The sequence below is a fragment of the Ensifer sp. KUDG1 genome, assembly GCF_050434285.1.
In the GTDB taxonomy this organism is placed as follows: domain Bacteria; phylum Pseudomonadota; class Alphaproteobacteria; order Rhizobiales; family Rhizobiaceae; genus Ensifer.
This window is the reverse complement of sequence record NZ_JBNDIG010000011.1, coordinates 1-24,494: the sequence shown is the minus strand read 5'-3', so window position 1 is coordinate 24,494 and position 24,494 is coordinate 1. Positions and strand designations below refer to the sequence as shown.

Sequence of the window (24,494 nt, the reverse complement as noted above, 5' to 3'; positions counted from 1 at the left end):
CCATGGAAAAGGAGGTCAAGACCACCTGTCCCTATTGCGGCGTCGGCTGCGGGGTCATCGCGACGGTCGATCACAACGGCGCCGTCGCAGTGCGCGGCGATACCGACCATCCCGCCAATTTCGGCAGGCTGTGTTCCAAGGGATCCGCGCTCGCCGAGACCCTCGACCTCGATGGTCGGCTGCGGCATCCGGAGATCGGCGGATGCCAGGCTGGCTGGGACGAAGCCCTCGACCTTGTCGCTACGCGCTTTGCGGAAACGATTGCCGAACACGGGCCGGATTCGGTCGCCTTCTACGTCTCCGGCCAGTTGCTCACCGAGGACTATTACGTCGCCAACAAGCTGATGAAGGGTTTTGTCGGCTCGGCCAACATCGATACCAATTCACGTCTCTGCATGTCCTCGTCGGTTGCCGGCCATCGCCGTGCCTTCGGCTCGGATACGGTGCCGGGAACCTACGAGGATCTGGAGCTGGCCGATCTGGTCGTGCTCACCGGATCTAACCTCGCCTGGTGTCACCCCGTCCTCTACCAGCGCCTTGCCGCCGCCAAGGCGAAACGGCCGGGCCTCAAAATCGTTCTCATCGATCCGCGCCGCACCATGACAGCCGATATCGCAGACCTGCATCTCGCGATCCGGCCCGACGCCGATGTGGCGCTCTTCGTCGGGCTGTTCTCACATCTGGTTTCCAGCAATGCCGTCGACCAGAACTATGTCGCGGCGCATACGGCCGGCTTCGGTGATACCTTGCTCGCAGCCGGCGGTGTTTCGTTCGACGACGTGCTCGAGCGGACCGGCCTTCCGGCGATGCAGCTGCGCGAGTTCTACCGGCTGTTTGCGACAACCGAAAAGGTTGTGACCTGCTACAGCCAGGGCGTCAATCAGTCCTCCTCGGGCACCGACAAGGTCAACGCGATCCTCAACTGTCATCTCGCGACCGGCCGCATCGGCCGGCCGGGCATGGGCCCGTTCTCGCTGACGGGCCAGCCGAACGCGATGGGCGGCCGCGAGGTCGGCGGGCTTGCCAATATGCTCGCCGCACACATGGCGATCGAAGATGCCGGTGACCGCGATCGCGTCCAGCGCTTCTGGCGTTCGCCAAAGATTGCCGAAAAGCCGGGGCTCAAGGCCGTCGATCTCTTCAAGGCGGTGGCAGACGGTCGCATCAAGGCGCTGTGGATCATGGCCACGAACCCCGTCGTCTCGATGCCGGATGCCGATGCCGTCGAGGCGGCGATCAGGGCCTGTCCTTTTGTCGTGGTCTCCGACATCCTGAAAGAGACCGATACCACCCGCCACGCGCATGTGCTGCTGCCGTCGCTTGGTTGGGGGGAAAAGAGCGGCACGGTCACCAATTCCGAGCGCCGCATCTCGCGCCAGCGGGCGTTCCTCGCCGCACCGGGAGAAGCGCGAGCAGACTGGTGGCAACTGGCCGAAGTCGGCCGCCGCCTGGGCCATGCCGCTGCCTTCGCCTACGAAGCGCCCGCCGCGATCTTCCGCGAACATGCCGCGCTCTCCGCCTTCGAAAACGCCGGCAGCCGCGATTTCGACATCGGCGCCCATGCCGACCTTGCGCTCGAAGACTACGACGGGCTGAAGCCTTTCCAATGGCCTCAGCCGGAGGGGCAGAAGCGCGCTGAAAGCCGTTTCTTTGCGGCGGGCAACTTCTATCACGCTGACGGCAGGGGCCGGTTCGTGGCGGTTCGACCGGCAGAGACCGACCGCACCAATGCCGATTACCCGTTCACGCTCAACACCGGCCGCATCCGCGACCAGTGGCACACGATGACCCGCACAGGCAAAAGCGCGCGCCTCTCTGCCCATATCGCCGAACCGTTCGCGGAACTGCACCCGCGCGATGCGATGGAAATCGGCGTCGGCAACGCCGGCCTCGTCGAGATCGAAAGCCCGCAGGGCAAAGTGGTCGTGCGCGCACTCATCACCGAGCGCCAGGCGCGCGGCAGCATTTTCGCGCCGATGCACTGGAACGACCAGTTTGCGGCCAAGGCACGCATCGATGTGCTCGTGCCGCCGATCACCGACCGTCTGTCCGGTCAGCCGGCATCGAAGAACGTTGCCGTCGCCGCGCGTAAGTTCAAGGCGACGCACTACGGCTTTGCCGTCTCACTGGCAAAGCCGGTCGATCCGGATGCCGCCTACTGGGCGCTGGCGAAGGCGGCAGGCGGGTGGCGGTTGGAACTGGCTTTTACAGAGCCGGTGGACGACTGGGCCTCTTGGTGCCGCCGCGTTCTTGTCATACCGCAAGGGATGGAGCCGCTCGGCTATGCGGATGCACAGACCGGCGACATCAGGCTCGCCTTCTTCGACGGCGCACGGCTTCTCGCAGCCTTCTTCCTGGCGCGTGAACCGGTCGCCGTCGCACGCAACTGGGCGATCGCCCAGCTGGCCGCTGAGCATGCCAATCTGCGCAAGCGCTTCGCGCTCGTCGCCGGTCGGCCGGGAGCGGACAAGCCGGATCCCGGCGCCACCGTCTGCTCCTGCTTCGGCGTCGGCGTCAACCAGATCGTCGCCGCCGTACGCGGCGGTTGCCACAGCGTCGAGGCCGTTGGCGTCACGCTCAATGCCGGAACCAATTGCGGCTCCTGCCGCGCCGAAATCAGGGGGATCATCGATGGATGTCTTGCAGCAGCCGCAGAGTGACGGACCTGCCCGGATGGAAGCGCTCGCCAAGCTGCCCGTCTTCTGGGCGCTGGAGGGCCGGCGCGTCGTGGTGGCCGGCGCAACGGACGGAGCGCTGTGGAAGGCCGAGCTTCTGGCCGCCTGCGGCGCCCGCGTCGATCTCTACGCCGAAGGGGACGACGAGGCGCTCGCGACATTTGCCGGCCACACCCCGCAACACCCGGCAGGCCGTTTCGCGCTTCACCGTCGGCGCTGGGCGCCCGCCGATCTTGACGGCTCCGCGCTTGCCATCGCCGATTGCGAGGACGAGGCGGAGGCGCGTGCCTTCTTCACGGCCGCCCGCGCGGCCGCCGTTCCGGTCAACGTCATCGACAAACCGGAATTTTGCGAATTCCAGTTCGGCTCGATCGTCAACCGCTCGCCCGTCATCGTTGCAATCTCGACCGATGGCGCCGCCCCGATCCTCGCCCAGACGATCCGCCGCAAGATCGAGACGCTTCTGCCGAAAAGCTTGAAGGCCTGGGCAGCGCTGGCCCAGGCTCTTCGCGGGGCGGTGAACCGCCGGATCGAGCCCGGTCCCGGGCGCCGCCTCTTCTGGGAGCGTTTTGCCGATCGCGTCTTTTCGACCATGGATACGCCGGAGGAGGGCGTAGGCGGGGTGCTTCTTGCTGATGCCGAAAGGCTCGCGGGAGCCCCCGCCATCGGTCACGTGACTTTGGTCGGCGCGGGACCGGGCGATGCCGAACTCCTGACGCTGAAGGCCGTGCGCGCGCTGCAGTCGGCCGATGTCATCCTTTTCGACGACCTCGTTTCTTCGGACGTGCTCGAACTCGCCCGGCGGGAGGCAAAGCGCATGCTCGTCGGAAAGCGCGGCGGCCGCGAAAGCTGCCGGCAGGAAGACATTAATGCCATGATGGTCAAGCTCGCCAAGGCTGGGAAACGCGTGGTGCGGCTGAAATCCGGCGACCCCATGGTTTTCGGCAGGGCAGGCGAGGAAATCGCTCATCTCGACCGCGAAAACATTCCCGTCGACGTTATCCCCGGCATCACTGCCGCAAGCGCCATGGCCTCCCGTCTCGGTCTGTCGCTGACCCATCGCGACTATGCCCAGTCGCTTCGGCTGGTGACCGGTCATTCCCGCCACGGCGGCCTGCCCGATGATGTCGACTGGGCAGGCATTGCCGATCCGCGCAGCACGGCAGTCTTTTACATGGGTGGCCGAACGGCGGGGCTGATTGCCGAAAAGCTTATCGGCGAAGGCCGTCCGCCTGAAACACCGGCCGTGATCATGAGCGATGTCAGCCGGCCGACGGAACGCAGCTGGCGCGGCACGCTCGCCACAATCCCGGAGGGTATAGTGGAGATCGGCTACGACAACCCTGTCCTCATCGCTGTCGGCGACGTGTTTTCAGCCCGGGACAAGCAGGCCCGATCGATCAAGCACACTCTCGCCGGAGCATGCTGATGGGCATCTCCCTGGTGTTCCTCGTTCTCGCCATCGGCCTCAGCTGGCCGCGTTTCAGGCTCATCTTCCTGGCTCAATCGAACGCTGTGTTGGCCGCAGCGCCCCTCACCATGGTTGCGAGTGCCGTGAACCTCTGCGCCATCGGCCTCGCCGTTGCGGAACACGGTCTGCTTCTCGGCGGATTGCTCATCGCCGGCGGCATCTTCCTGGCGAAAATAATGCAAGCCGTGCCATCGACGCCGCGCATCTTGGCCTCGGCCCTATGTCTTGCCGGCTACATCGAAATGACGATTACGGTCGTGGCGTGACAGGCTCAATGCTGCCCGCACGAGCAATTACCGGCGTCCGCTGTCGCACCAAGGGATATTCGAAGGCGTCGCCTCGTATCGACGTCCCGAATATCCCAAGGTCGCCACCGTAGGCTGGTTCTAAGCGCGCAGGCGGGTCACGGCCATACCCCAATTGAGGAATGACCGTCCGACGTCGGCCACCGAGGTCAGTGGACGGCCGTTTCCGATCTATCGCCGCTTTCGTCGAATACGACCGTCTCGCCGAGCGGGGTCGCTGCAATTGACCTGATCTCTTGGGCGAGCGACGCCAGCTTGCGGGCAATCTCCTGGAGTTCGGCGGTCGAGCCGGTGTCCTCGCAGGTCTCTTCAACGCTCCGTTCGTCCATGTGCTCTTCCTCTTTCGAGTGGACGCAGGAGCAAAGCATATTTCTAATTCACCATATAAGGCCACAAGCCGTCGCGCGTTCTTCGTGCGGCGCACAGCCATAGGTATAGATCGGTCGATGAGGTCGATTACACCTACTGTCGCAAACAACCCCATCTGCGGTCTCACAGGTCATCAAAACCTTGGAAGAGTGACATTCCGACGCTGCAAGAAGGGAAACTCGGCGACGTCAGGGTTTTCATCTGGATGCTAAATTGCTAGTTCTTTCTTTGTTCCTGCCTGTCTCTTGGATGCAAATCGATGCGGGCTGTGACGGAGTGCGACGAAAACGAACGGGAACGCATGAGCGCCGCCTATCTCGAAAAACTCAATGACCGCCAGCGCGAAGCGGTCGAGCACGGTATCGGCTTGCCGGAAGGACAGGTCGGCGGCCCGCTTCTCATCATCGCCGGTGCCGGCTCCGGCAAGACGAATACACTCGCCCACCGGGTCGCGCATCTCATCGTCAACGGTGCCGATCCGCGTCGCGTTCTCTTGATGACCTTTTCTCGACGCGCAGCGGCCGAGATGACCCGCCGGGTCGCGCGCATCTGCCGCCAGGTTCTTGGCGACAATGCCGCAGTCATGACGGACGCCCTCTCCTGGGCCGGCACTTTCCATGGCATCGGCGCCCGGATCCTGCGCATCTACGCCGAACAAATCGGTCTCGGCCCGGATTTTACGATCCACGACCGGGAAGACAGCGCCGATCTGATGAACCTCGTGCGCCACGAGCTCGGCTTCTCGAAGACGGAAAGCCGGTTTCCCACGAAAGGAACCTGCCTTTCGATCTATTCGCGCGTCGTGAACTCCGAAAGCTCGATTGGCGACGTGCTGAAGACGGCCTATCCCTGGGTCACCGGTTGGGACGAACAGCTCAAGGCGTTGTTTGCGGCCTACGTCGATGCCAAACAGGCGCAGAATGTGCTCGATTACGACGATCTCCTGCTCTACTGGGCGCAGATGGTTTCCGATCCGGAGCTTGCCGAAGATGTCGGCGGACGCTTCGATCATGTTCTTGTTGACGAGTATCAGGACACCAACAGGCTGCAGGCCTCGATCCTGATGGCGCTCAGACCCGGCGGCCACGGGTTGACGGTCGTTGGCGACGACGCCCAGTCGATCTATTCCTTCCGGGCCGCAACGGTTCGCAACATTCTCGATTTCCCGAACGCCTTTTCGCCTGAGCCCGCCGACGTCATCACCCTCGACCGGAATTACCGCTCGACGCAGCCGATCCTCGCCGCTGCAAACGGCGTGATCGGCCTGGCGCGGGAGCGGTTTACCAAGAACCTCTGGACGGACAGGCAATCGGAGCAACGACCGTTGCTCGTCGCCGTCAAGGACGAAGCGGATCAGGCGGCCTATATCGTGGAGCAGGTTCTCGCTGGCCGTGAGATCGGCATCGCCTTGAAGCAGCAGGCGGTTCTATTCCGCTCGTCCAACCACAGCGGAACGCTCGAAGTCGAACTCACTCGGCGCAACATTCCGTTCGTGAAGTTCGGCGGCCTGAAATTCCTCGACAGCGCCCATGTGAAGGACCTGCTCGCGGTCCTGCGCTTCGCGCAGAACCCGCGTGACCGCGTCGCCGGTTTCCGGTTGCTACAGATGCTACCCGGTATTGGCCCGCAGACCGCCGGAAAGATCCTCGATGCGATCGCCGCCGATCCGGAACCGCTCGCAGCCCTTGCGGAGATCCCACCTCCCGCCAAGACCGGCGAGAACTGGACCGGCTTCGTCGATCTGGTGTCCGGCCTACGACGGGCCGAGCCTGGATGGCCGCAGGAGATTGGCGCTGCGCGCGCCTGGTATGAGCCCCATCTCGACCGGATCCATGAAGACGCCGATACCCGCAAGGCCGACCTGCTGCAGCTCGAGCAGATTGCCGGCGGCTACCAGAACCGCGAACGTTTCCTGACCGAGCTGACCCTGGACCCACCCGATGCCACCAGCGACCAGGCGGGCGTGCCGCTGCTCGACGAGGACTACCTGATCCTGTCGACCATCCATTCGGCGAAGGGTCAGGAATGGCGCTCGGTCTTCATGCTCAACGTCGTCGACGGCTGCATTCCGTCCGATCTCGGGGTGGGCACGACCGCCGAACTCGAAGAGGAACGGCGGCTGCTCTACGTCGGCATGACACGGGCACGCGATCATCTGTCCCTGGTGACGCCGCAGCGCTTCTTCACCCACGGTCAGAACGCCCAGGGCGACCGGCATGTCTACGCCTCGCGAACCCGCTTCATTCCGGCGACATTGCTGCAATTCTTCGAGACGACCAGCTGGCCGAAGATTTCGGCAAGCGCCAGCGAGCGAAGCGCCAAGCAGATCCGCATCGACGTCGGCGCCCGCATGCGCTCCATGTGGAAGTGAGCGAAGGCCGTCATGGACCGCACGTTCGTGCGATCACCCGCAGACGGCGCGAAGATTTGTTAGCCCGGCATGCTCGGCGGCGCGATAAACTGATAGTACGACCACACTGCAACCAGGACCGCGATCACTGCCAGCCAAATCAACGCCTTCCGCGGCACAGGCCTGGCCGGCTTCGCCTCCTTTTTCGGCTTTGGTCGTTCAAACTTGATGATGTTGTTGTCGTCCATCCGCTCCCACCCGGGTAAATTCGTATATGTTTCGGCGCGTTCAGCCGGCGCACCACTCGTGACGCGCCCCGCCTAACGTCCTGATTCGGCGTCAATAAGATGTAAAAGCAAGTTCGCGCCAATCCCGTTGAATCCACATGGCATTCCAACGCCGTCGTCAAGCCTTCAGGGCCAGGCGTTTTAATCAAGAGACGTCGTCATCAAGCCGCACCGTCGCGGCCGAGCCAGGGATCGGGGCCTGGATCGCGCCCGGAGGCCACCTGGCCCAAGCGCTCCAGATAATGCGCCCAGCCTTCCGCATGGCCGGCACATTGTTCGGCGCTGGGCAGGCCCGTTTGCGTGAGGCGCAGCAATGTTCCGGGCGGCTGCTCGATCAGGTCGATCTCGATCAGGCTCGAGCCGGGCGGCACGATGTCGCTGCCTTCCCAGCCGAAGCTGTAGGCAAGCCGATGCACCGGCACGACCTCGCGGAAAGCCCCGCGGGCAAAACGCGCGCCGGTCACGTTCACGAGGTAGAGGCCACCGGGCTCCGCCTTGGTGTCGGCCTCCGTTCCCATCCAGCGCAGGATTTTTTCCGGGTCGGTCAAGAGAGCGAACACTGCGGCGGGGGGCGCCGGGATCTGTGTTTCGCGGCGGACGACGAGGGCTTCTGGCATCGGTCTTCCCTTTGCTGATTGGCCTGCCCGCGGCTTGCTAGCCTTCTGCGGGCTGCCGCAATCATAGGCCACCATTGCGGATGGCGCCACCGCTCGCCCCTGTTTTGCGCTCAGCGCGGCGGCGGCACGGGGCTTGTCGGCAAGGGCGGCGGCCCTATCCTCTTCGACATGGATTTGTCCGTCCCCCTTGCCTGGCTCGTGGACGAGGCGAGCGCCTCGCCGGAGCCGGACCGCTTCCTGTCCGACCTCGGCCGCCGGCTCGTCGCCGACGGTTTGCCGCTCGCGGCCGGCGCGCTTACGCTCGCGGTGCCACACCCGATCATCGCCCGCCGCACCTGGCTGTGGCGGGCCGAGAGCGGCGTGGTGATCGAGAGCCTGGGCTTTGCCGGCGCCGTCTCCGACCGGGCGGGTGAAGAGTGGCTGGCCGGGTTCGGACCAATGCTGCGACCATCGACCAAACTGGGAACGGAACACGCGCCCCTCAGTTGGGCCGGGACCCGCCCGTTCGACCGGGAAGAGACGGCGCGGCTTCATGAGGTCGAACGCTTTGCCGTCGCGCCCCTGGCGGTTCTTGCCGAGCGGGCAGCGCTGACCGCCCTGCTCGACGCCTATCTCGGCCGCCGCAGTGCCGCCCGCGTCCGCGCCGGGGCGCTCACCCGCGGCACCGGCGAAACCATTCGGGCGGCCCTGCTCTATGCCGATCTGCGCAACTTCACGGCGCTGTCCGAGACATCGGAACCGGCCGTGGTGATCGCTGCCCTCGACGCCTGGTTCGATCGCCTCGCCGGCGCGATCCATGCCTTTGGTGGCGAGGTGCTGAAATTCATTGGCGACGGCATCCTGGCGATCTTTCCGGTGAGCGGTTCGCCAGGCGAAGCCTGCGATGCGGCGCTGCGCGCGGTCACCGCCGCACGCGCCGGCATGGCGCATCTCGACGAGACACGGCAGGCGGAGGGGCTGCCGCCGCTCTCCTTCGGCGTGGCCCTGCACCTCGGCGACATTCTCTGGGGCAATATCGGCGCCGCCGACAGGCTCGACTTCACCGCGATCGGCCCGGCGGTCAATCTCGTCAGCCGGCTGGAGGGCCTGTGCCGGCCGCTCGGCCGCTCCGTGCTGATTTCGGGTGCCGTCGCTGAAACCACGTCGATGCCGCTGCTGCCGCTCGGCGAGCATTCCTTGCGCGGCATCGCAGCGCCGTGCGCCGTCTTCACCTTGCCGGACGCGTAACGCCGCCCTTGGCGGTCACGCGCCCAGTCGCTCCGCCACCCAGTCGGCGACAAGCGGACGATAGAGCCAGGGGATGTTGTTGCAGACGTGGTTGCCATCCTCGAAGACGTGCAGTTCGGCGCCGCGCGCGCAGATATCCGCACATTTTACCGCCTCGGAGGGTGGAAAGATCTTGTCGCGTCCGCCGTGAAGGATGAGGGCCGGCATGGTCGGCGGCGGGCAGCGGACCAAGGTGAAGCGGTCGGCCCGTTCGCGAACGTCCGCGCCCCCGAGCGAGAAGCGCATGTTGTCGCGATAGACCTGCGGCAGCGCATCCCAGAAACCGCCGAGATCGAAGAAGCCGTTGATGGAGACGACACCGGCAAGCTTCTGCACGGACGCGGCGGCGCGTAGCGCGAGAAAGCCGCCGAAGGCCATGCCGACGAGCGCGACCTTGCCCGACAGGCGCGGATGCGCCGCCACCGACCGGAGGGCCGCCTCGACGGCCGGGCCTATATCCGGACGCAGGGCGCCCATCGAACGGCCCTCGCCCTGACCGGGGCCGTCGAGCGACAGGGTCGCAACGCCGCGGGCATGAAAATGCCGCTCGAAGGCCGGAAATTCCTCCTTGGTCGAATCCGAGCCCGGGATGACCAGCGCCAGCGGGTGCCTGCCGTCTCCGCTCGGCACGCGAAGAACGGCCCGGAGTTCTCCGTCTTCGAAGGGGATGGCGACCATCTCGCCGGGAGGATCGAGCAGTGGCGCTGCGACACGGTAGAGTTCCACCTTTCGCGCGGCCGCCCTCGCCTTTGCCTCAAGGTCCTCGAAAGCCATGAACTGTCCGAAATGATAGAAGAGGCTGGCGCGGGCATAGGCCTCGCCGGCGGTCACGTTGCGGCCGGCAGCAAGAGCCGCAGCGCCGAGTTCCGCGTGACGCTCGCCTTCCTCGCTCCAGGTGGCAAGCCAGTTCTGCCAGACGCCGGCGCGCTCGATGACGGCGCGTGCCGTTGCCGACGGGATCCCGGCCACCTCCATGCGCGGGAGCCAGTGCTCGACGACACTGACAAGTCGGTTCTCATTCTGCGTCATGCATATCCTCCCGCATGATGTCATTGCCTTCGTCTGCGTCAGGCGTTGCTTGTCCGACGGATACCGGTTGAAGGTCCCTAGAGTAGCTCTGCGCCGTCGCGCGATATCGCGCCGCCCCGGTCGAAAGGCCCTCGGCCACTTTCGCGTCGAGCGTGCGGACGATCTGGGCGGGCACCCCGAGGACCAGCGAGTCATCCGGGATCACCATGTTTTCCCGCACCAAGGCGCCGGCGCCGATCAGGCATCTCTTTCCGATCTGCGCGCCGTTCAGGATCGTTGCACCCATGCCGACGAGACTGCCCTTGCCGATCCGGCATCCGTGGATGGTGGCGTTGTGCCCGACGGTGACATCCTCGCCGATTTCCACCGGATAACCCGGATCGGTATGAACGACGCATCCGTCCTGCACGTTACAGCCGCGCCGAAGACTGATCGGCTCGTTGTCGCCGCGCAAGACGGCGTTGAACCAGATGCTGACATCCTCGTCGAGCCGCACGTCGCCGATCACCACGGCACCGGGCGCGACGTAAAATCTCCCGCTGGCGGGAACGCGTGGCACACGCGCGCCCAGCCGGTAAAGACCCGTTGAAACCATCCAAGATTCTCCGTTCTGCGGCGCTCAGGTCGGCATGGCGAGCAGGATGGACGCCGGCGCATTGGTGCGGTTGACCAGCGCGCGCGCCTCGCCGGGCGCCAGCCGGCAACTGTCGAGAAAGCCAAGCGTGACGCTCTCGCTGCCAGTTTCGACCGTCACTTCGCCGGCAACGACGATGTAGATTTTCTCGACCGCGGCGTCCTTCAGCGACGTATGACCGCCGGGCAGGAGGTGCGACAGGCCGATCCAGATCGTATCGGTAACCGTCGCCTCCTTTCCCTGCAACCGCAGGCAGTGCATGCCGTAGTGCTCCGGCGCCTCGTAGGATCTGGCCTCGCCGTAGCGCGTCACCTGCATCGTCGCCTCCTCCTCAGGGCACCAGCAGCACGCGCTCGGGGGTGCCGCGCAGCACCGAGGCATAGGCCTTGGCGGCGTCGGCAAAGCCATAGACGGTCGCCGGATTGATCGGGAACGGCTTCAGCTTGCCCTCTTCGAACTTCGGCTTCAGCTTGTCGAAGATGCGCGCGCCCTCGACCGAGGACAGCGCCAGCGTGTCGATGCCGATATATTTGTGGCGGCCGCGGAAGAAGTTGAAGATATCGAAGGGCACGGCGCGGTCGAAGGTGGAAATGAACACCTGTCGCGCCTGCTTTGCCATCGCGTTGTTGGCGATCTCGAAATAGGGACTGCCGACCGTATTGAAGACGATGTCGGCCCCATGGCCGCCGGTCTTTTCGCGCACGATCGCGGCAACGTCATCCTTGGCGCTGTTCAGCATCTCGACCGGCGCGTTGGTGTGCGCCAGCAGCGGCTGCTCGTTGTATTCGACCGCAAAGACCTTGGCGCCCGCCATGGTCGCGAGCTGGATCACCGCCTGCCCGACCTTGCCGTTGCCGCCGCAGACGAGCACGACATCCGTCGGCTGCACGCCGCCGGCCTCGCGCAGGCCCTCAAAGGCGGTGATGAACGGCACGCCGATCGAGCCCGCTTCCTGCATGGTGAAATTCGCGGGCTTGGCCCGCACCGCCTTCTGGTCGAGCACCATCCACTTGGCGTGGCTGCCGTCCTGGGTGATGCCGAGTTCGCCGCCGCCGCCCCAGATCTCCATGCCGACCATCGACGACGGTCCTTCGCGCACGATGCCGCCGAAATCGCGACCCGGCGTGCGCGGCCAGACGGCGTGCGGCATGTGCCCGAGGGACGCCTTCACGTCGCTGGGATTGACCCCTGCCGCGACGATCTCCACCAGCACCTGCCCAGGACCCGGCCGTGGCACCGCGACATCGACGACGTCGATCTTGAGATTGTCGAGATCGGGAGATTTTTCCGTCACCCTCAGCGCCCGGGCGATCTTGGCGTCCACCTGAATGTTCATTCTATGCCTCCTTGCAGATATCGATGCTTATGCACGCAGTCCGAGGATTTCACGGGCCTGGGAGGGCTCGGCGATCCTTCCGCCGAGCTTCTCGATCAGGTCCCTCGCCCGTTCGACCAGTTCGCCATTGCCTTTGGCGAGCACGCCCTTGGCAATGTAGGAATTGTCCTCCAGCCCCACCCGGACGTGACCGCCGAGCAGATAGGCCTGAACCGCCATCGGGAACGACATTCGCCCGACGCCGAAGCCGGTCCAGACGGCGTCGCCGGGCAGCATGCGGGCCGCGGTCGCCATCACGTCGGTGGTCGAAGGGAAGCCGTATTTGACGCCGGTGACGATCGTGAACATCGCCGGCGACTTCAAAACGCCGGCCTTCAAGAGATCCTGCGCCAGCTGGATGTGCCCGGTGTCGAACACTTCGAGCTCCGGCTTGGAACCTGCCTCGTTGATGATGTCGGCCATGATCTTGACGTTCGCCGGCGTGTTGATGACCACCTCCGATCCGAATGTCATGGTGTTGAGGTCGAGGGTGGCGATATCCGGTTTCAGCGCGACGATGTGCTCGACCCGCTTTTCCGGCCGCATCAGCGTCGTGCGCGGTCCGGCGACCGCCGGGTTCTCGTCGCTCGGGTGGTAGCGGCCACCGGGGCCGGTCGTGACGTTGAGGATCAGCGCCGTGTTCTTGGCCCGGATGCGCTGGACGACCTCGCGGTAATATTTAAGCTCCATGGAAGGCTTCGCCGTGACCGGATCACGCACATGGATATGAGCGATCGCCGCACCGGCATCGGCCGCTTCCAGGCAGGAATTGGCGATTTCCTCCGGCGTGACGGGGAGGCCGGGGTGGTTCTCCCGCGTCGTGAGGTTGCCGGTGACGGCGCAGGTGATGATGACGTTCTGCTGCATCACATGCCTCCCACGCCAGGGCGCGGCCCGTTCGATCTCTCAGCCATGATGCGCCACCTTCTTGCCGGAGATGGGCGGCAGCGGCAGGACCGATTGGCCCTCCACCAGCTTGAAATGGTAGTTGCAGCTGTAGAAGGGCGCCTCGGCGCCCGGAAATTCCGGGTCCGGGCTGTCGTGGCGGAAGAACTTGCCGACGATCTGCTGCTTCGCGCCGAAGACCACGTCGTTGACCAGGGCTTCGTGACTGTCGGAAAAGATCTGGGTGACGAGCGTCTTGTAGCCCGGCGCCGAAACGATGAAGTGGATGTGGGCCGGGCGCATCGGCGTCCGCTTCTGCGCCCGCAGCAGGTCGCCGACCGGTCCGTCGGTCGGAACCGGGTAGCCTGCCGGCTTTACCGACACAAAGTGAAAGTTGCCGTCGCCATCCGTGGTGAACCGGCCGCGCAGGTTGAAGTCGTCCTGCGTTTCGTCCTGGTTCTCATAGAGCCCGACCGGGGACGCCTGCCAGACATCAAGGGTCGCCCCTTCGACGGGCCGGCCCGCGGGATCGGTAACCCGCCCCGTGAAGTAGAGCTGCGATCCCGGCGTGTCCGAACGGGCGATGCAGTCGCCGTTCAAGCATTTCGGCGCGCCGCCGCGATAAAACGGCCCCAGAAGTGCCGACAGCGTCTCGCCCTGCATGCCGTCATTGTTGATCAGGTCGATCAGTGTCGAGGCGCCGAGCACGTCGGCGGCAAGCACGGTTTCGTTGTGCGCTTCGTTGGTCGCCTGGCCGACGGCCGTGATCCAGCGCAGGGCGTATTCGAATTCCGCCTCGGTCGGGCGTGCTTCCAGCAAGAAGGCATGCAAGTGTCTGACCATGGCGTCCATGATCTGCTTGAGCCGCGGATCGTCGCCGTGCGACATGGCGGCAAGCACCGTCGGCGTGACGTCGGCTTCCTTGGAAATCAGTTTGGCCTCGGGGCTGATATGGCTGTTCATCCCAGTTCTCCTTTCCGCGTCACAGGCCTGAGCCAGCGACCCGAAGCTCCGGCTTGGCCGTCTTCAGGTGCGGATATTTTTCGGTCAGCAACGACCCGTAATAGTAAGTTTCAGTGAAGGCGCCGGTTGCGCGGATGGCATCGAGCCAGCCCTGGATCGCGGGCGTCTCCGTCCACATCGAGGACAGCCCGATATCGTCCATCCGCACGATCACCGGCATGATCGCGATGTCCGCCAGCGTCATCTGCTCGCCCATGAGCCAGGGCCCTCCATTGTCGGAAAGCCAGGTCGCCATGCGCTGAACGCCGCGCTCGAGGCGACCGAGCGCCTCGTTCATCTCCTGCTCGGGAAAGCCGGAGCGCCCCATTTTCATCAGGAACTCGCGGCGAAGCGGTTTTGCATCGCAGACCGCCTGGAACTCCTCGGCCGTCATCGCCTGATAGTGCGGCAGGAAGGCGAGGTTATAGGACGGCACCCGGATCGCCGGTGTCGGCACTTCGTCGATGAAGCGCATCATCGCCCGCATCTTCGCCGCGCCGAAGGCGTCCCTTGGCCGAAGCCCACCAGGAAGAATGTCCTCCAGGTACTCCATGATGACGGCGGAATCGGTCACCGCGCGGCCCCGGTGCACGAGCGAGGGCACGACGCCGTTCGGGTTGATCGCCAGATACTCCGGCTTGAGCTGGTCGCCGGTGAAGAGATCGAGCTTGTGCTCCTCGAAGGCGAGGCCCTTGGCGTTGAGAACGTATCGAACCCTTTGGCTGCACGTCGATTGAGGGGCGTTGTAGAGGATGAAGTCCGGCATCGTCTCCCCCTCAATCCCAGTTGAGGACGCGGGGCAGCTTGCCCTTGCGGGCGAGCGTTCCGATCACGCCGTTCGGGAAGAACATCAGCCCGAGAACCATCACGAAACCGGTCGCCAGAATGTTGATCTCGGATGCGCCGAGGGTCGCGACGAAGATCTCGTTGAAGGCGACGATCAGGATTGCGCCGACGACCGGCCCGGCAATCGTGCCCTTGCCGCCGAGAATGCACATCAGCACCAGGTTTGCCGAAACGAGGATGATCAGGAAGATGTTCGGCCGGAGATAGGTGAGATACTCGCCCCAGACCGCACCGGCCATGCCGACGAAGAAGGCGGACAATGCGAAGGCGAGCACCTTGTAGAAGCGGGTGTTGATCCCTGCACTTTCCGCCTTGACCTCGTCCTTGGAGAGCGCGCGCAGACCAAGCCCGAACTTGGAATGCTTGATGCGGTAGGTGGCCCATACGGTGAAGGCAGCCATCAGCACGAAGGCGTAATAATAGGGCAGCTTGGCGGTCTCGACCGGTAGGTCGGTGACCGGCAACGACATGCCGTTGGCGCCGCCGATGAACTCCCAGTGGTCGAACAGGATGCGGGCGATCATCAGGAGCGCGATCGACGAGATGATGAAGCTCGGGCCACGAACCTTCAGCGTGATCAGGCCGACGAGATAGCCGCAGATGGCGGCCGCCAACCCGGCGAGCGGCGCCGTCAAGAGCGTCGAGATGCCGTATCGCGCCAGGAGCACGCCGGAGAAGTAACCGCCGATCGCGAAGAAGACCGCGTGGCCGAGCGAGATGTAGCCGGCGAAGCCGCCGATGATGTTCCAGCCGCTCGCCATGACCGCATAGGAGGCGGTGAACAGCACGAGGTGCAGCAGGTAATTGTAGTTGCCGGTCAGTTGCAGCAGCGGCAGGGCGAGCAGGACACCGAGAACGGCCAGCGGAAACCACGTGGCACGGGTCTGGTCATGCTGGCGCGCGAGCTTCTGGTTGTGAATGCGACGGGCCTCTAGCACCGATCCCGCGTCGGCTTGTTGTAGGTTTACGGCCATTATACCAGCTCCGGTTTTTCGCCGAACAGGCCCTGGGGACGGATCAGCAGGATGACGAAGAGTGCGAGAAAGAAGGTCATGGTCGACCAGGTCGCACCCACCCAGGTGCCGACGAAGGCGGCGCTGACCGACAGCAGAAGCGCGGCGACGACGGTGCCGAGCACGCTGCCCATGCCGCCGAGCACGACGACCGACATCAGCATTGCGATCCATTCCCACTGCTTTGCGGGGAAGAAGCTGAAGACGAAGCTCACCAGCGAACCGGCGGCACCCGCAAGGCCGATGCCGATCGCAAAGGCGATCATGCTGATGAGGTTGACGTTGACGCCGAGCAGTTCGGCGGCCTCGCGGTTCTGCGTGGTGGCGCGGATGGCGTAGCCGAGCCGCGAGTAGTTGAGGAACAGCGTCAGCGCGCCGATGATCGCCAGCGAGACGCAGCCGGCATAGAGCTGGCCTTTGGGAATGAACAGGCTGCCGATGAAGAAGGCATCCGTCGCATAATCCGGCGAGGTCACGCGCTGGGTGTTGGTGAAGGCGGCACCGAGGAAGCCCTCGACGATCATCGCCAGCGCGAAGGTCAAAAGCACCGTCATTTCCGAGTAGCGCGCGCTTTTGGCCTGGCTTTCGAACATCAGGCGATAGAGCAGCACGCCGATCGCCGCCATGATCAGCGCTGCGATCGGCAGCGTGGCGATCGGGTCGAGGCCCCAGAGCTTGAAGGCCCAGTAGCTGACATAGGCGCCGCAGATGATCAGCGACGGATGCGCCAGGTTGACGATGCGCATGACGCCGAAGACCAGCGAAAGTCCGGAGCCCATCAGCGCGATTACGCCGCCGAGCGCGAGGCCGAGTATCAGTATCTGAAGAATGTCTGTCATTGTGTCCTCCGCTACGCGACCTTGCGGCCGCCGAGGTAAAGTTCCTGGATGCGCGGGTCCGCCAGAACCGCCTCGGCCGGCCCCTCGAAGAGGGTGCGGCCGAGGTCGAGCACAACGCCCCAGTCGGAATTCTTGAGGCCCATCATGGCGTTCTGCTCGACGAGCAGCACGGTGACGCCCTCCTGAGACATCATCTTCATGATGTCGAACATCTCCTGGACGATCTTCGGCGCGAGCCCGAGAGAGGGCTCGTCGAGCATGACGATGTCGGGCTTGACGATCAGCGTGCGCGCCATCGCTAGCGTCTGCTGCTGGCCACCCGACATGGTGCCGGCGTGCTGGTCGGCGCGCTCGCGCAGCACCGGAAAGCGCTCGAGGATTTCCTCGATGCGACGGTCGCGAAGCTTCGCATCGTCGAGCACGTATCCGCCCATGCGCAGGTTTTCGCGCACCGTCATCTTCGGAAACAGCGCCCGTTCCTGCGGTACGAAACAGATGCCCTTGCGCAGGATCTGGTCGGGGCGCAGGCCGTTCAGCCGCTCGCCCTTGAAAATGACGTCGCCCTTGCGGATCGTCAGCATGCCGCAGATCGCCTTCAGCAGCGTCGATTTGCCGGCGCCGTTCGGGCCGATGATGCAGTGAACCTTGCCGGGCTCGACCGTCAGCCGCGCGCCGTCGAGAATGGCCGGGCCGTCGCCGTAGCCGGCGGTGATATTGGTGACTTGCAGGAGATCGCTCATCAGGCCGCTTCCTCTTCCAGTACGCCGCCCAGATAGGCTTCGAGCACATGCGGATCGCGACGCACCACATCGGGCGTGCCGTCGCAGATCACCCGCCCGTGCGCCATGACGACGACGCGGTGCGAAAGCCGCATGATCAGGTCCATGTTGTGTTCGACAATCAGCACCGTCAGCCCCTTGGCGTTGAGCGCCCGGATGTGGCCGACGATCTCTTCGAGCAGCGTCGGGTTGACGCCGCCGGCCGGCTCGTCGAGCAGGATGATCTTCGGATCGGCCATCAGCAGCGCGGCCAGATCCATGAGCTTCTTCTGGCCGTAGGACAGGTTGTGCCCATCCTCGTAGGCGATGCGGGTGATCCCGAGAAAATCGAGGATCGACATCGCCTTGTCCCGCTCTTCCGCTGTGACCGCCGGCCGGAACAGGTCGGCAAAGCCGTGGCAACGCGCCTGCACGATTACGTTTTCCAGCACCGTCATGTCGCCGAGGTTGCGCGAGATCTGGAAGGTCCGGCTGAGGCCCTTGGCCGTGATCTTGTGCGGGCGCAGATTGTCGATCCGCTCCCCGTCCAGCCAGACTTCGCCCGAGGTCGGGACGACGGTGCGGCTGATGCAATTGAAGGCCGTGGTCTTGCCGGCGCCGTTCGGGCCGATGAGTGCGGTGATCGAGCCTTTCTCGACCTTGAAGCTTGCGCCGTCCACGGCGCGAATTCCGCCGTAGTGCTTGCACAGGTTCTTAACCTCGAGCATCCGCGCGATCTCCTTGTACTAGAAATTGGGTAGTCGATGCCTGTGGATCGGGAGGGCGCCTCGCGGACGAAACACCCTCCCCTGCCTTGCAAAGGGTCAGAAACCGGACTTGGGATAGCGGAAGGGCACGATGCCCTCGAACTGGCCGGTCGGGTAGACGAAGGTCAGCTTGCCGTCCTGCCACTGGGTCATGATGTGCGACTTGTCGACGGGCAGGCCGAGATCGTCCCAGCTGAAATCGCCGAGCACGGTCTGGACAGGCTGTTCCTTGGTGCGGGCGTGCAGCCACTCACCCATCTTGGCATTGTCCGTGCTGCCGGCGCCGACCATCGCCTGCTCGATGCCCTGGCAGACGGCGAAGGGGATGGCGCTGTCCTCATCCGGCTCGACGCCATATTCGGCTTCGAACGCCTTGACGAAATCGGCGTTGTCGAAGGGCTTTCCGGCAAGCGTGCTCTTGAACGGAACATCCTTGTGCCAGGTGGTGTGGATGACGACGCCATCGGCCGCGTCGTTGCCGACACCCTCGATGAACTCCGTCTGCGCGCCCTGGCTGAGATAGACGAGCTTTGCCGATGCGCCGACGGTCTTGAGTGCGCGCATAAGCTGGACCGCCTCTTCGGCCGAGGCCGTCAGGCCGACGATCATTTCAGCGCCGGAGCGCTTGATCGAATTGGCAAGGTTCAGCCAGTCGTTGAAGCCTTCCTCGGGCCACTTCTCCTCCATCACCACCTCGATGCCGGCTTCCTTGAAGTAACCGGGCGCGAGGTCGGCGATTTCCTTGTCGTTCGCCGGATCGATGACCTTCTGGCCGAGAAGGCCGGTGGCGATCGCATTGGCGAAGAAGTCGTCGGCATGGACGACGGCGACGGTCTTCGGCGCATCCGCCGGATCCTTGATCTCCTTCAGGAGACCGATCACGTCCTTGCCGGTGTACTCGGCGGCATTGACCTGGAAATAGAAGAGATTCTTGTAGCCCTGGGCATAGATCCGCAGCGCCCCGCCCGAGGGAACCGGGTGAACCATGTTGTACTTGGACAGAACGTTGCCGACCGGAAAGGTCAGGCGGCTCGAGAAGGTGCCGTAGACGGCGTCGACCTTGTCGACATTGATGAAGCGTTCGTACTGGTTGATGGCCGTCGCGGGGTCGGAGCGGTTGTCGCTGACGATCAGCTCCACCTGCTTGCCGAGAATGCCGCCCGCTTCGTTGATGAGCTTGTTGCAGAGCTCGTAGCCCCGCTTATGTTTCTCGCCGCTGACCGAAAGGCCACCGGTGATCGGCAGCGATGCGCCGATCCTTATTGTTTCCGCAGCGCTCGCAACGGTGCTTGCCGAAAGCACACTGATGGTTGCTGCCGCGATCAGCCGATTGATTCCCATTTTGTCTCCTCCCAGACATTTGTGCGCAATCGTTTGCATTGAAGCGAAAAACAAATCGCCCGGCCACGCCGGACGTCACTTGCGCGCTGTTCGATCGACAGCAGGCCAGCTCCTCAACCGCCCTGCCGCAAACTGAATGTGCAAACGATTGCACATTGGCGATTATGCGCAGCGTTTGCGCTTTGTCAAGCATCTATGCGAACGATTGCAAAACCTCTTGCAAGATTTTAAATGGAGGCGAGAGGTGACACATGCAGAAGAAACGAACCACGCTGAAGGACATTGCGCGCGCGACCGGCGTCCATGTGTCGACCGTATCGCGCGCCCTTGACCCGACCGAGCGGAAGAGCATCACGCCAGAGGTCGTGGCGAAGATCCAGGCGGCTGCCGAACGCCTGGACTATCGTCCCAACCGCATCGCCTTCGGACTTCGCACGAACCGCACGATGACGGTCGGCGTCGTCATTCCGGATATCACCAATCCGATTTTTCCACCGATCCTCAGAGGAATCGAAAGCGTTCTCGAACCGCTCGGCTATGCGTCGATCATCGTCAACACCGACAGCGAGCGCGAGCGCGAGGTTCGCCTTCTCGAAGTGTTGCGCGATCGCGGTGTCGACGGTCTCATCCATGCGGCGGTGCTCAGAAGCGACCCCTCGATCGCCAAGGCCGCCCAGGACGGCCTGTCGGTGGTAACGCTGAACCGGCGCGTCGAGAATTCCAACATCCCCTATGTCATCAATGACGAGGACATGGGCATCTGCGAAATGCTGCGTCACTTGACGAAGCTCGGCCATCGGCAGATCGCGCATCTCGCCGGGCCGCAGGATCTGTCGACCGGGCAATTGCGCCTGGCCGCCTTCCGCAACGCAGCCGAGAGAATGTCGATCGACATAGACCCGCAGCTCATCGTCACCGCCATGCGCTTTGACGAGGACGAAGGCGCCCGCTGCACGCGCGAGCTGCTGGCATCCGGACACAATTTCACCGCCGTGCTCTGCGCAAACGACCGCCTTGCGCTTGGCTGCATCGACGTCTTGCGGGAAAACGGCCTCGACTGTCCGTCGGACATTTCCGTCAGCGGCTTCAACGACATGCCGTTCCTGCAACTGGCGCGTCCAAGGCTCACGACCGTCCGCATTCAGCAATATGATGCGGGCATCACCGCTGCGTCGATCCTGCTGCGGCTGATGCACGCCGGCGCGGACGACGACATCCCGCTCGAAACCGTGCTGCCGGTGAAACTGCTGGAGCGCGAAAGCACCGGCCCGGTGGCAGCGCCGAAGCGCTGACAGTCCCCCAGCCGAAAATTCATCAGGGTTCGGCGGCTTCGGCCGCCTCTCGGATCGCTTTCCCCTGCGAACCTCCCCGCGCGGGCGCTCGTCGCGAACGCGCATGCAATCGATTGCTTGTTGTTTTGTGCAATCGATTGCCCTAAGGTCGCATCGATCAATCGTCAAATTGCCGGGCGGACGCTTCCGCCGGTCGAAAGACATCACGTCAAGAGGAGGAACTTATGGCGTATCCGCGGTCCTTGGTTGGAAAGACAGTTCTCGTCATCGGCGGAAACGGCGCAATCGGCGCCGCGACAGGGCGGCTGTTTGCAGACGCCGGAGCGACCGTGCTCGTCACCCACATGCCGGGCGAACAGGGGGCCGCAAGCGCGGACGCGGTAATTTCTTCGCTTGCGAACGCAGAACGTCATGCCCGATATGCCGTCGACATCACGAATTCCAACGCCCTTGGCGACCTTGCCCGCACCATCGAACAGAAATTCGGCAAGCTCGATGTGCTGGTCAATGCCGCAGGCTTCACCAAGCCCATCGCCCACCGGGATCTCGATGCCCTAACGGATGAGCTGATCGACGAAATCTTCAAGGTAAATTGGCGAAGCCAGTTCGCCGCAATCCGCGCCTTCGCTCCGCTTCTGAAGAAGTCCGGCGACGGGCTCGTCGTCTCCATCTCGTCGATCGCCGCCTTCACCGGCGTCGGCTCGAACATCGCCTATTGCGCCGCCAAGGCCGGCATCGACGTGATGACCAAGGCGCTCGCCCGCGTTCTCGCCCCGGAGATCCGGGTGCTTGCGATTTCTCCTGGTGTCGTCGACACGCAATTCGTTCCCGGGCGCGGCTCGGACTTCAACGAGAAGGTCGCGGCCTCGACCCCGCTCGGCCGCATCGGCGAAGTCGACGACATCGCCGCCGCCATCCTGGCGAGCGCAACGCTGCTCGGTTTCTCAACCGGCCACATCATCCAGGTAGATGGCGGCCGGGCGCTCTGAGACCGTAGAACTGCGCATTCGCGCGACAGAGTGGTCGCGCGGATGGATCGTTCCTCCTATAGTCCAGGGCACAGCCACGACATCAGATAACGGTTGCGGGAAGGTAGGCATCGAATTGGTCGAACAGGTCGTCGACAACACTCAGGCGTCTCGGTTTGAACTGCCGATCGGCGACGAGATCGCAGTCGCCTACTATCGGCTGGAGGACGGCCGGGTCGTTCTCACGCACACGGAAGTGCCGCAGGCCCTGTCGGGGCAAGGGATCGGCACCAGGCTTGCAACCGGCGTCTTCGACATTCTTCGCGCACGAAATGCGCGCGTCATTGCCAAGTGTCCCTTCATGGCCGCCTTTGCCGCCAAACACCCCGAATATGTGGCGCTGCTCGACGGCTGAGCACCCAGGACCTCAGGCTCGATCCGGCGCCCGGTCCAGCGCGTCGAGCAAGGCGCGACGGGTGGCGGAAAGCTCTGGCGGCAATCGTTGGCCGAAGGACTGCAGCAAGGCGTCGTGGCTCTGCAGCTCCTTGGCGACTTCGGCCGGATCGATCTTCATCAGCGCGTCGAAGGTTTGGCGGTCGCAGTCGAGGCCATCCCAGTCGAGGTCGTCGTAGCCCGGCACAAGGCCGATCGACGCGGCGTCTCCGCCGCCGGTGTTCTCCGTCCTCTCAACGATCCATTTGAGCACGCGCATGTTTTGCCGGAAGCCCGGCCAGAGAAAAGCGCCGTCCGCGTCGCGCCGGAACCAGTTGACGCGGAAGATCGCCGGCGTGTTCACAAGCCGGTCGCCGAGAGACAGCCAATGGGCAAAGTAGTCGGCCATGTTGTAGCCGCAGAAGGGCAGCATCGCGAAGGGATCGCGCCGGGTGGCGGCCTGGTTTTCGGCCGCCGCCGTCGCTTCGGACCCGAGCGTTGCCGCCCAGTAGACGCCCTCGCGCCAGTCCCTTGCCTCAAAAACGAGCGGAAAGGTGTGGGAGAGCCGCCCGCCAAAGATGAAGGCCGAGATCGGCACGCCGGCGGGGTCCGCGGCCGATGGATCCATGCTCGGGCAGCGGTCGCGCGAAACGGTGAAGCGGGCGTTCGGATGCGCGGCCGGGCGACCGGCCTCAGGCGTCCAGTCGAGCCCGCGCCAATCCACCAGCGCCGGCGGCGCCTCCTCCGTCAACCCCTCCCACCAGACATCCCCATCGGGCGTGAGCGCGCAATTGGTGAAGATGGTATCGCGCGCAATCGCCGCCATCATGTTGGGATTGGTCTTCTCGTTGGTGCCCGGAGCAACCCCGAAAAAGCCGGTCTCCGGATTGATGGCGCGCAAGGTGCCGTCCGCATCCGGCCGGATCCAGGCGATGTCGTCGCCGATGGTCTTGACCTTCCAGCCCGCAAAACCCTCGGGCGGCAGAAGCATGGCGAAATTGGTCTTGCCGCAGGCCGACGGAAAAGCGGCGGCGACGTAGGTGCTTCTGCCTGCGGGATCCTCCACGCCCATGATCAGCATGTGCTCGGCAAGCCACCCCTCCTGTCGCCCCTTCAGCGAGGCGGTCCGCAACGCCAGGCACTTCTTACCGAGAAGCGCATTGCCGCCATAGCCGGAACCGAAGGATGCGATCGAGCCGTCGTCCTGGAAGCTGACAATGTATTTGTGCTCCGCGTTGCAGGGCCACGGCACATCGCGATCGCCAGGTGCAAGCGGCGCCCCGACCGAGTGCAGGCAGCGCACGAATTCGCCCGCGCCAAGCGCGCGAAGGACAGGCAGACCGATATGCGCCATCAGCTTCATGCTGACCGCCACATAGGCGGAATCGGTGATCTGGACCCCGATCATCGCCAGCTTCGAGCCGGGCTCCCCCATGGAGAACGGGATCACATACATGGTCCGCCCGCGCATCGATCCTTTGAACAGCTGCGAAAGATCGGCGCGCATGCTGGCCGGATCGGCCCAATTGTTGGTCGGGCCCGCGTCGTCCCGGTCGGCCGTACACACGAAAGTGCGATGTTCGAGCCGGGCGACATCGCCAGGATCGGAGCGGCAAAGGAACGAGTTCGGGCGCTTCGCTTCGTTCAACGGGATAAAGGTGCCAGCGGCGACAAGGGTCTTGCAGAGACGTCGATACTCCGCATCGCTGCCGTCGCAGACATGGACCTGATCCGGTTCGCACAGGGATCGAACCTCGTCGATCCACTGGTTGAGTGCGGGGTTGGTTACGGCAGTCGGCTCTTGCATGGATACGTCTCTCACTTGGCACCAATGAAGGCTGCGCCTACGGCCAGCCTGCTGTCTGGGGGGAAGCACCCTCACATGTTCGGGTAGACCGGGCCTTCGCCGCCTTGGGGCGGTACCCAGTTGATGTTCTGGTTCGGGTCCTTGATGTCGCAGGTCTTGCAGTGCA

The 24,494-nt window shown here is 64.2% G+C and carries 25 protein-coding genes; 8 read left to right on the top strand and 17 right to left on the bottom strand.

Features of this window, described 5'->3' with window-relative positions:
• The first annotated feature begins 2 nt into the window (after nt 1-2).
• Genes M2267_RS24180 through M2267_RS24170 form a run of 3 tightly spaced genes read left to right on the top strand, consistent with a single transcriptional unit; the run spans nt 3 to nt 4,412 of the window.
• Nucleotides 3-2,660: a molybdopterin-dependent oxidoreductase gene (locus M2267_RS24180; protein ID WP_429117840.1), complete on the top strand. Its 2,658-nt coding sequence runs from the start codon at nt 3-5 to the stop codon at nt 2,658-2,660.
• Nucleotides 2,632-4,104 carry a siroheme synthase CysG gene (cysG, locus tag M2267_RS24175; RefSeq protein WP_429117837.1) on the top strand — a complete coding sequence of 491 codons (1,473 nt, stop codon included), beginning with the start codon at nt 2,632-2,634 and terminating at the stop codon, nt 4,102-4,104. The genes M2267_RS24180 and cysG overlap by 29 nt, the downstream gene beginning before the upstream one ends.
• Nucleotides 4,104-4,412 carry a hypothetical protein gene (locus M2267_RS24170; RefSeq protein ID WP_245281553.1) on the top strand — a complete coding sequence of 103 codons (309 nt, stop codon included), beginning with the start codon at nt 4,104-4,106 and terminating at the stop codon, nt 4,410-4,412. The genes cysG and M2267_RS24170 overlap by 1 nt, the downstream gene beginning before the upstream one ends.
• A 188-nt stretch (nt 4,413-4,600) precedes the next feature.
• On the opposite strand, the gene M2267_RS24165 is transcribed toward M2267_RS24170, so the two are convergent.
• A complete protein-coding gene (locus tag M2267_RS24165) occupies nt 4,601-4,780 on the bottom strand; it encodes a hypothetical protein (protein WP_043611141.1) in 180 nt (59 codons plus the stop codon).
• Between the two features lie 341 nt (nt 4,781-5,121).
• Between M2267_RS24165 and M2267_RS24160 the strand changes: the two genes are divergently transcribed.
• Entirely contained in the window at nt 5,122-7,191 is a 2,070-nt protein-coding gene (locus tag M2267_RS24160) for an ATP-dependent helicase (RefSeq protein WP_429118322.1), read from the top strand.
• A gap of 59 nt (nt 7,192-7,250) precedes the next feature.
• Here M2267_RS24160 and M2267_RS24155 read toward each other — a convergent pair whose 3' ends face one another.
• Nucleotides 7,251-7,418, bottom strand: coding sequence for a hypothetical protein (locus M2267_RS24155; protein WP_197067085.1), 168 nt, complete (start codon nt 7,416-7,418; stop codon nt 7,251-7,253).
• 200 nt (nt 7,419-7,618) lie between these two features.
• Nucleotides 7,619-8,074, bottom strand: a complete 456-nt coding sequence (locus M2267_RS24150) for an SRPBCC family protein (RefSeq protein ID WP_043611143.1) — start codon at nt 8,072-8,074, stop codon at nt 7,619-7,621.
• Between the two features lie 168 nt (nt 8,075-8,242).
• Between M2267_RS24150 and M2267_RS24145 the strand changes: the two genes are divergently transcribed.
• Nucleotides 8,243-9,301, top strand: coding sequence for an adenylate/guanylate cyclase domain-containing protein (locus M2267_RS24145; protein ID WP_429117833.1), 1,059 nt, complete (start codon nt 8,243-8,245; stop codon nt 9,299-9,301).
• 15 nt (nt 9,302-9,316) lie between these two features.
• On the opposite strand, the gene M2267_RS24140 is transcribed toward M2267_RS24145, so the two are convergent.
• The 12 genes from M2267_RS24140 to M2267_RS24085 form a co-directional block, all read right to left on the bottom strand.
• Entirely contained in the window at nt 9,317-10,369 is a 1,053-nt protein-coding gene (locus M2267_RS24140) for an alpha/beta hydrolase family protein (RefSeq protein WP_429117831.1), read from the bottom strand.
• Entirely contained in the window at nt 10,356-10,964 is a 609-nt protein-coding gene (locus M2267_RS24135; protein ID WP_429117828.1) for a gamma carbonic anhydrase family protein, read from the bottom strand. Before M2267_RS24135 ends, M2267_RS24140 begins: the two co-directional genes overlap by 14 nt.
• A gap of 24 nt (nt 10,965-10,988) precedes the next feature.
• Entirely contained in the window at nt 10,989-11,321 is a 333-nt protein-coding gene (locus M2267_RS24130; protein WP_043611321.1) for a cupin domain-containing protein, read from the bottom strand.
• A 13-nt stretch (nt 11,322-11,334) separates the two neighbouring features.
• On the bottom strand, nt 11,335-12,339 hold the full coding sequence (locus M2267_RS24125) for a quinone oxidoreductase family protein (RefSeq protein WP_052201538.1): 1,005 nt from the start codon (nt 12,337-12,339) through the stop codon (nt 11,335-11,337).
• A 27-nt stretch (nt 12,340-12,366) separates the two neighbouring features.
• A complete protein-coding gene (locus M2267_RS24120; protein ID WP_429117824.1) occupies nt 12,367-13,245 on the bottom strand; it encodes a 3-keto-5-aminohexanoate cleavage protein in 879 nt (292 codons plus the stop codon).
• A gap of 39 nt (nt 13,246-13,284) precedes the next feature.
• Nucleotides 13,285-14,226 (bottom strand): dioxygenase, encoded by a 942-nt coding sequence (locus M2267_RS24115; protein WP_429117822.1) that lies wholly within the window; start codon nt 14,224-14,226, stop codon nt 13,285-13,287.
• Between the two features lie 19 nt (nt 14,227-14,245).
• Nucleotides 14,246-15,031, bottom strand: coding sequence for a glutathione S-transferase family protein (locus M2267_RS24110; RefSeq protein ID WP_429117820.1), 786 nt, complete (start codon nt 15,029-15,031; stop codon nt 14,246-14,248).
• 10 nt (nt 15,032-15,041) lie between these two features.
• Complete coding sequence (locus tag M2267_RS24105; RefSeq protein WP_429117819.1) at nt 15,042-16,085, bottom strand: branched-chain amino acid ABC transporter permease; 1,044 nt, start codon at nt 16,083-16,085, stop codon at nt 15,042-15,044.
• Entirely contained in the window at nt 16,085-16,963 is an 879-nt protein-coding gene (locus M2267_RS24100) for a branched-chain amino acid ABC transporter permease (RefSeq protein ID WP_429117817.1), read from the bottom strand. The genes M2267_RS24105 and M2267_RS24100 overlap by 1 nt, the downstream gene beginning before the upstream one ends.
• Nucleotides 16,964-16,974: 11 nt before the next feature.
• Nucleotides 16,975-17,703, bottom strand: a complete 729-nt coding sequence (locus tag M2267_RS24095; RefSeq protein ID WP_043611329.1) for an ABC transporter ATP-binding protein — start codon at nt 17,701-17,703, stop codon at nt 16,975-16,977.
• Complete coding sequence (locus tag M2267_RS24090) at nt 17,703-18,449, bottom strand: ABC transporter ATP-binding protein (protein ID WP_043611331.1); 747 nt, start codon at nt 18,447-18,449, stop codon at nt 17,703-17,705. Before M2267_RS24090 ends, M2267_RS24095 begins: the two co-directional genes overlap by 1 nt.
• A gap of 96 nt (nt 18,450-18,545) precedes the next feature.
• Nucleotides 18,546-19,829 (bottom strand): amino acid ABC transporter substrate-binding protein, encoded by a 1,284-nt coding sequence (locus M2267_RS24085; protein WP_429117813.1) that lies wholly within the window; start codon nt 19,827-19,829, stop codon nt 18,546-18,548.
• A 251-nt stretch (nt 19,830-20,080) separates the two neighbouring features.
• Here M2267_RS24085 and M2267_RS24080 point away from each other — a divergent pair, with 251 nt between their 5' ends.
• From M2267_RS24080 to M2267_RS24070, 3 genes are all read left to right on the top strand, one after another.
• Nucleotides 20,081-21,121: a LacI family DNA-binding transcriptional regulator gene (locus tag M2267_RS24080; RefSeq protein WP_429117810.1), complete on the top strand. Its 1,041-nt coding sequence runs from the start codon at nt 20,081-20,083 to the stop codon at nt 21,119-21,121.
• A gap of 224 nt (nt 21,122-21,345) precedes the next feature.
• The gene (locus M2267_RS24075; RefSeq protein WP_429117807.1) at nt 21,346-22,110 is read left to right on the top strand and encodes an SDR family NAD(P)-dependent oxidoreductase; all 765 of its coding nucleotides are present in this window, start codon (nt 21,346-21,348) and stop codon (nt 22,108-22,110) included.
• A gap of 115 nt (nt 22,111-22,225) precedes the next feature.
• Complete coding sequence (locus M2267_RS24070) at nt 22,226-22,504, top strand: GNAT family N-acetyltransferase (RefSeq protein ID WP_429117804.1); 279 nt, start codon at nt 22,226-22,228, stop codon at nt 22,502-22,504.
• Nucleotides 22,505-22,516: 12 nt separating this feature from the next.
• Here the strand turns inward: M2267_RS24070 and M2267_RS24065 are convergent, their stop codons facing one another.
• Both M2267_RS24065 and M2267_RS24060 read right to left on the bottom strand, forming a co-directional pair.
• Entirely contained in the window at nt 22,517-24,328 is a 1,812-nt protein-coding gene (locus M2267_RS24065) for a phosphoenolpyruvate carboxykinase (GTP) (RefSeq protein ID WP_429117801.1), read from the bottom strand.
• Between the two features lie 71 nt (nt 24,329-24,399).
• Nucleotides 24,400-24,494, bottom strand: a 95-nt coding sequence (locus tag M2267_RS24060) for a 4Fe-4S dicluster domain-containing protein (protein ID WP_183857558.1), incomplete at its 5' end; no start/stop codon positions are given.

Coding starts and splice junctions, on each gene's coding strand:
- M2267_RS24180 (WP_429117840.1), top strand. CDS start 3: ATGGAAAAGGAGGTCAAGACCACCTGTCCCTATTGCGGCGTCGGCTGC.
- cysG (WP_429117837.1), top strand. CDS start 2,632: ATGGATGTCTTGCAGCAGCCGCAGAGTGACGGACCTGCCCGGATGGAA.
- M2267_RS24170 (WP_245281553.1), top strand. CDS start 4,104: ATGGGCATCTCCCTGGTGTTCCTCGTTCTCGCCATCGGCCTCAGCTGG.
- M2267_RS24165 (WP_043611141.1), bottom strand. CDS start 4,780: ATGGACGAACGGAGCGTTGAAGAGACCTGCGAGGACACCGGCTCGACC.
- M2267_RS24160 (WP_429118322.1), top strand. CDS start 5,122: ATGAGCGCCGCCTATCTCGAAAAACTCAATGACCGCCAGCGCGAAGCG.
- M2267_RS24155 (WP_197067085.1), bottom strand. CDS start 7,418: ATGGACGACAACAACATCATCAAGTTTGAACGACCAAAGCCGAAAAAG.
- M2267_RS24150 (WP_043611143.1), bottom strand. CDS start 8,074: ATGCCAGAAGCCCTCGTCGTCCGCCGCGAAACACAGATCCCGGCGCCC.
- M2267_RS24145 (WP_429117833.1), top strand. CDS start 8,243: ATGGATTTGTCCGTCCCCCTTGCCTGGCTCGTGGACGAGGCGAGCGCC.
- M2267_RS24140 (WP_429117831.1), bottom strand. CDS start 10,369: ATGACGCAGAATGAGAACCGACTTGTCAGTGTCGTCGAGCACTGGCTC.
- M2267_RS24135 (WP_429117828.1), bottom strand. CDS start 10,964: ATGGTTTCAACGGGTCTTTACCGGCTGGGCGCGCGTGTGCCACGCGTT.
- M2267_RS24130 (WP_043611321.1), bottom strand. CDS start 11,321: ATGCAGGTGACGCGCTACGGCGAGGCCAGATCCTACGAGGCGCCGGAG.
- M2267_RS24125 (WP_052201538.1), bottom strand. CDS start 12,339: ATGAACATTCAGGTGGACGCCAAGATCGCCCGGGCGCTGAGGGTGACG.
- M2267_RS24120 (WP_429117824.1), bottom strand. CDS start 13,245: ATGCAGCAGAACGTCATCATCACCTGCGCCGTCACCGGCAACCTCACG.
- M2267_RS24115 (WP_429117822.1), bottom strand. CDS start 14,226: ATGAACAGCCATATCAGCCCCGAGGCCAAACTGATTTCCAAGGAAGCC.
- M2267_RS24110 (WP_429117820.1), bottom strand. CDS start 15,031: ATGCCGGACTTCATCCTCTACAACGCCCCTCAATCGACGTGCAGCCAA.
- M2267_RS24105 (WP_429117819.1), bottom strand. CDS start 16,085: ATGGCCGTAAACCTACAACAAGCCGACGCGGGATCGGTGCTAGAGGCC.
- M2267_RS24100 (WP_429117817.1), bottom strand. CDS start 16,963: ATGACAGACATTCTTCAGATACTGATACTCGGCCTCGCGCTCGGCGGC.
- M2267_RS24095 (WP_043611329.1), bottom strand. CDS start 17,703: ATGAGCGATCTCCTGCAAGTCACCAATATCACCGCCGGCTACGGCGAC.
- M2267_RS24090 (WP_043611331.1), bottom strand. CDS start 18,449: ATGCTCGAGGTTAAGAACCTGTGCAAGCACTACGGCGGAATTCGCGCC.
- M2267_RS24085 (WP_429117813.1), bottom strand. CDS start 19,829: ATGGGAATCAATCGGCTGATCGCGGCAGCAACCATCAGTGTGCTTTCG.
- M2267_RS24080 (WP_429117810.1), top strand. CDS start 20,081: ATGCAGAAGAAACGAACCACGCTGAAGGACATTGCGCGCGCGACCGGC.
- M2267_RS24075 (WP_429117807.1), top strand. CDS start 21,346: ATGGCGTATCCGCGGTCCTTGGTTGGAAAGACAGTTCTCGTCATCGGC.
- M2267_RS24065 (WP_429117801.1), bottom strand. CDS start 24,328: ATGCAAGAGCCGACTGCCGTAACCAACCCCGCACTCAACCAGTGGATC.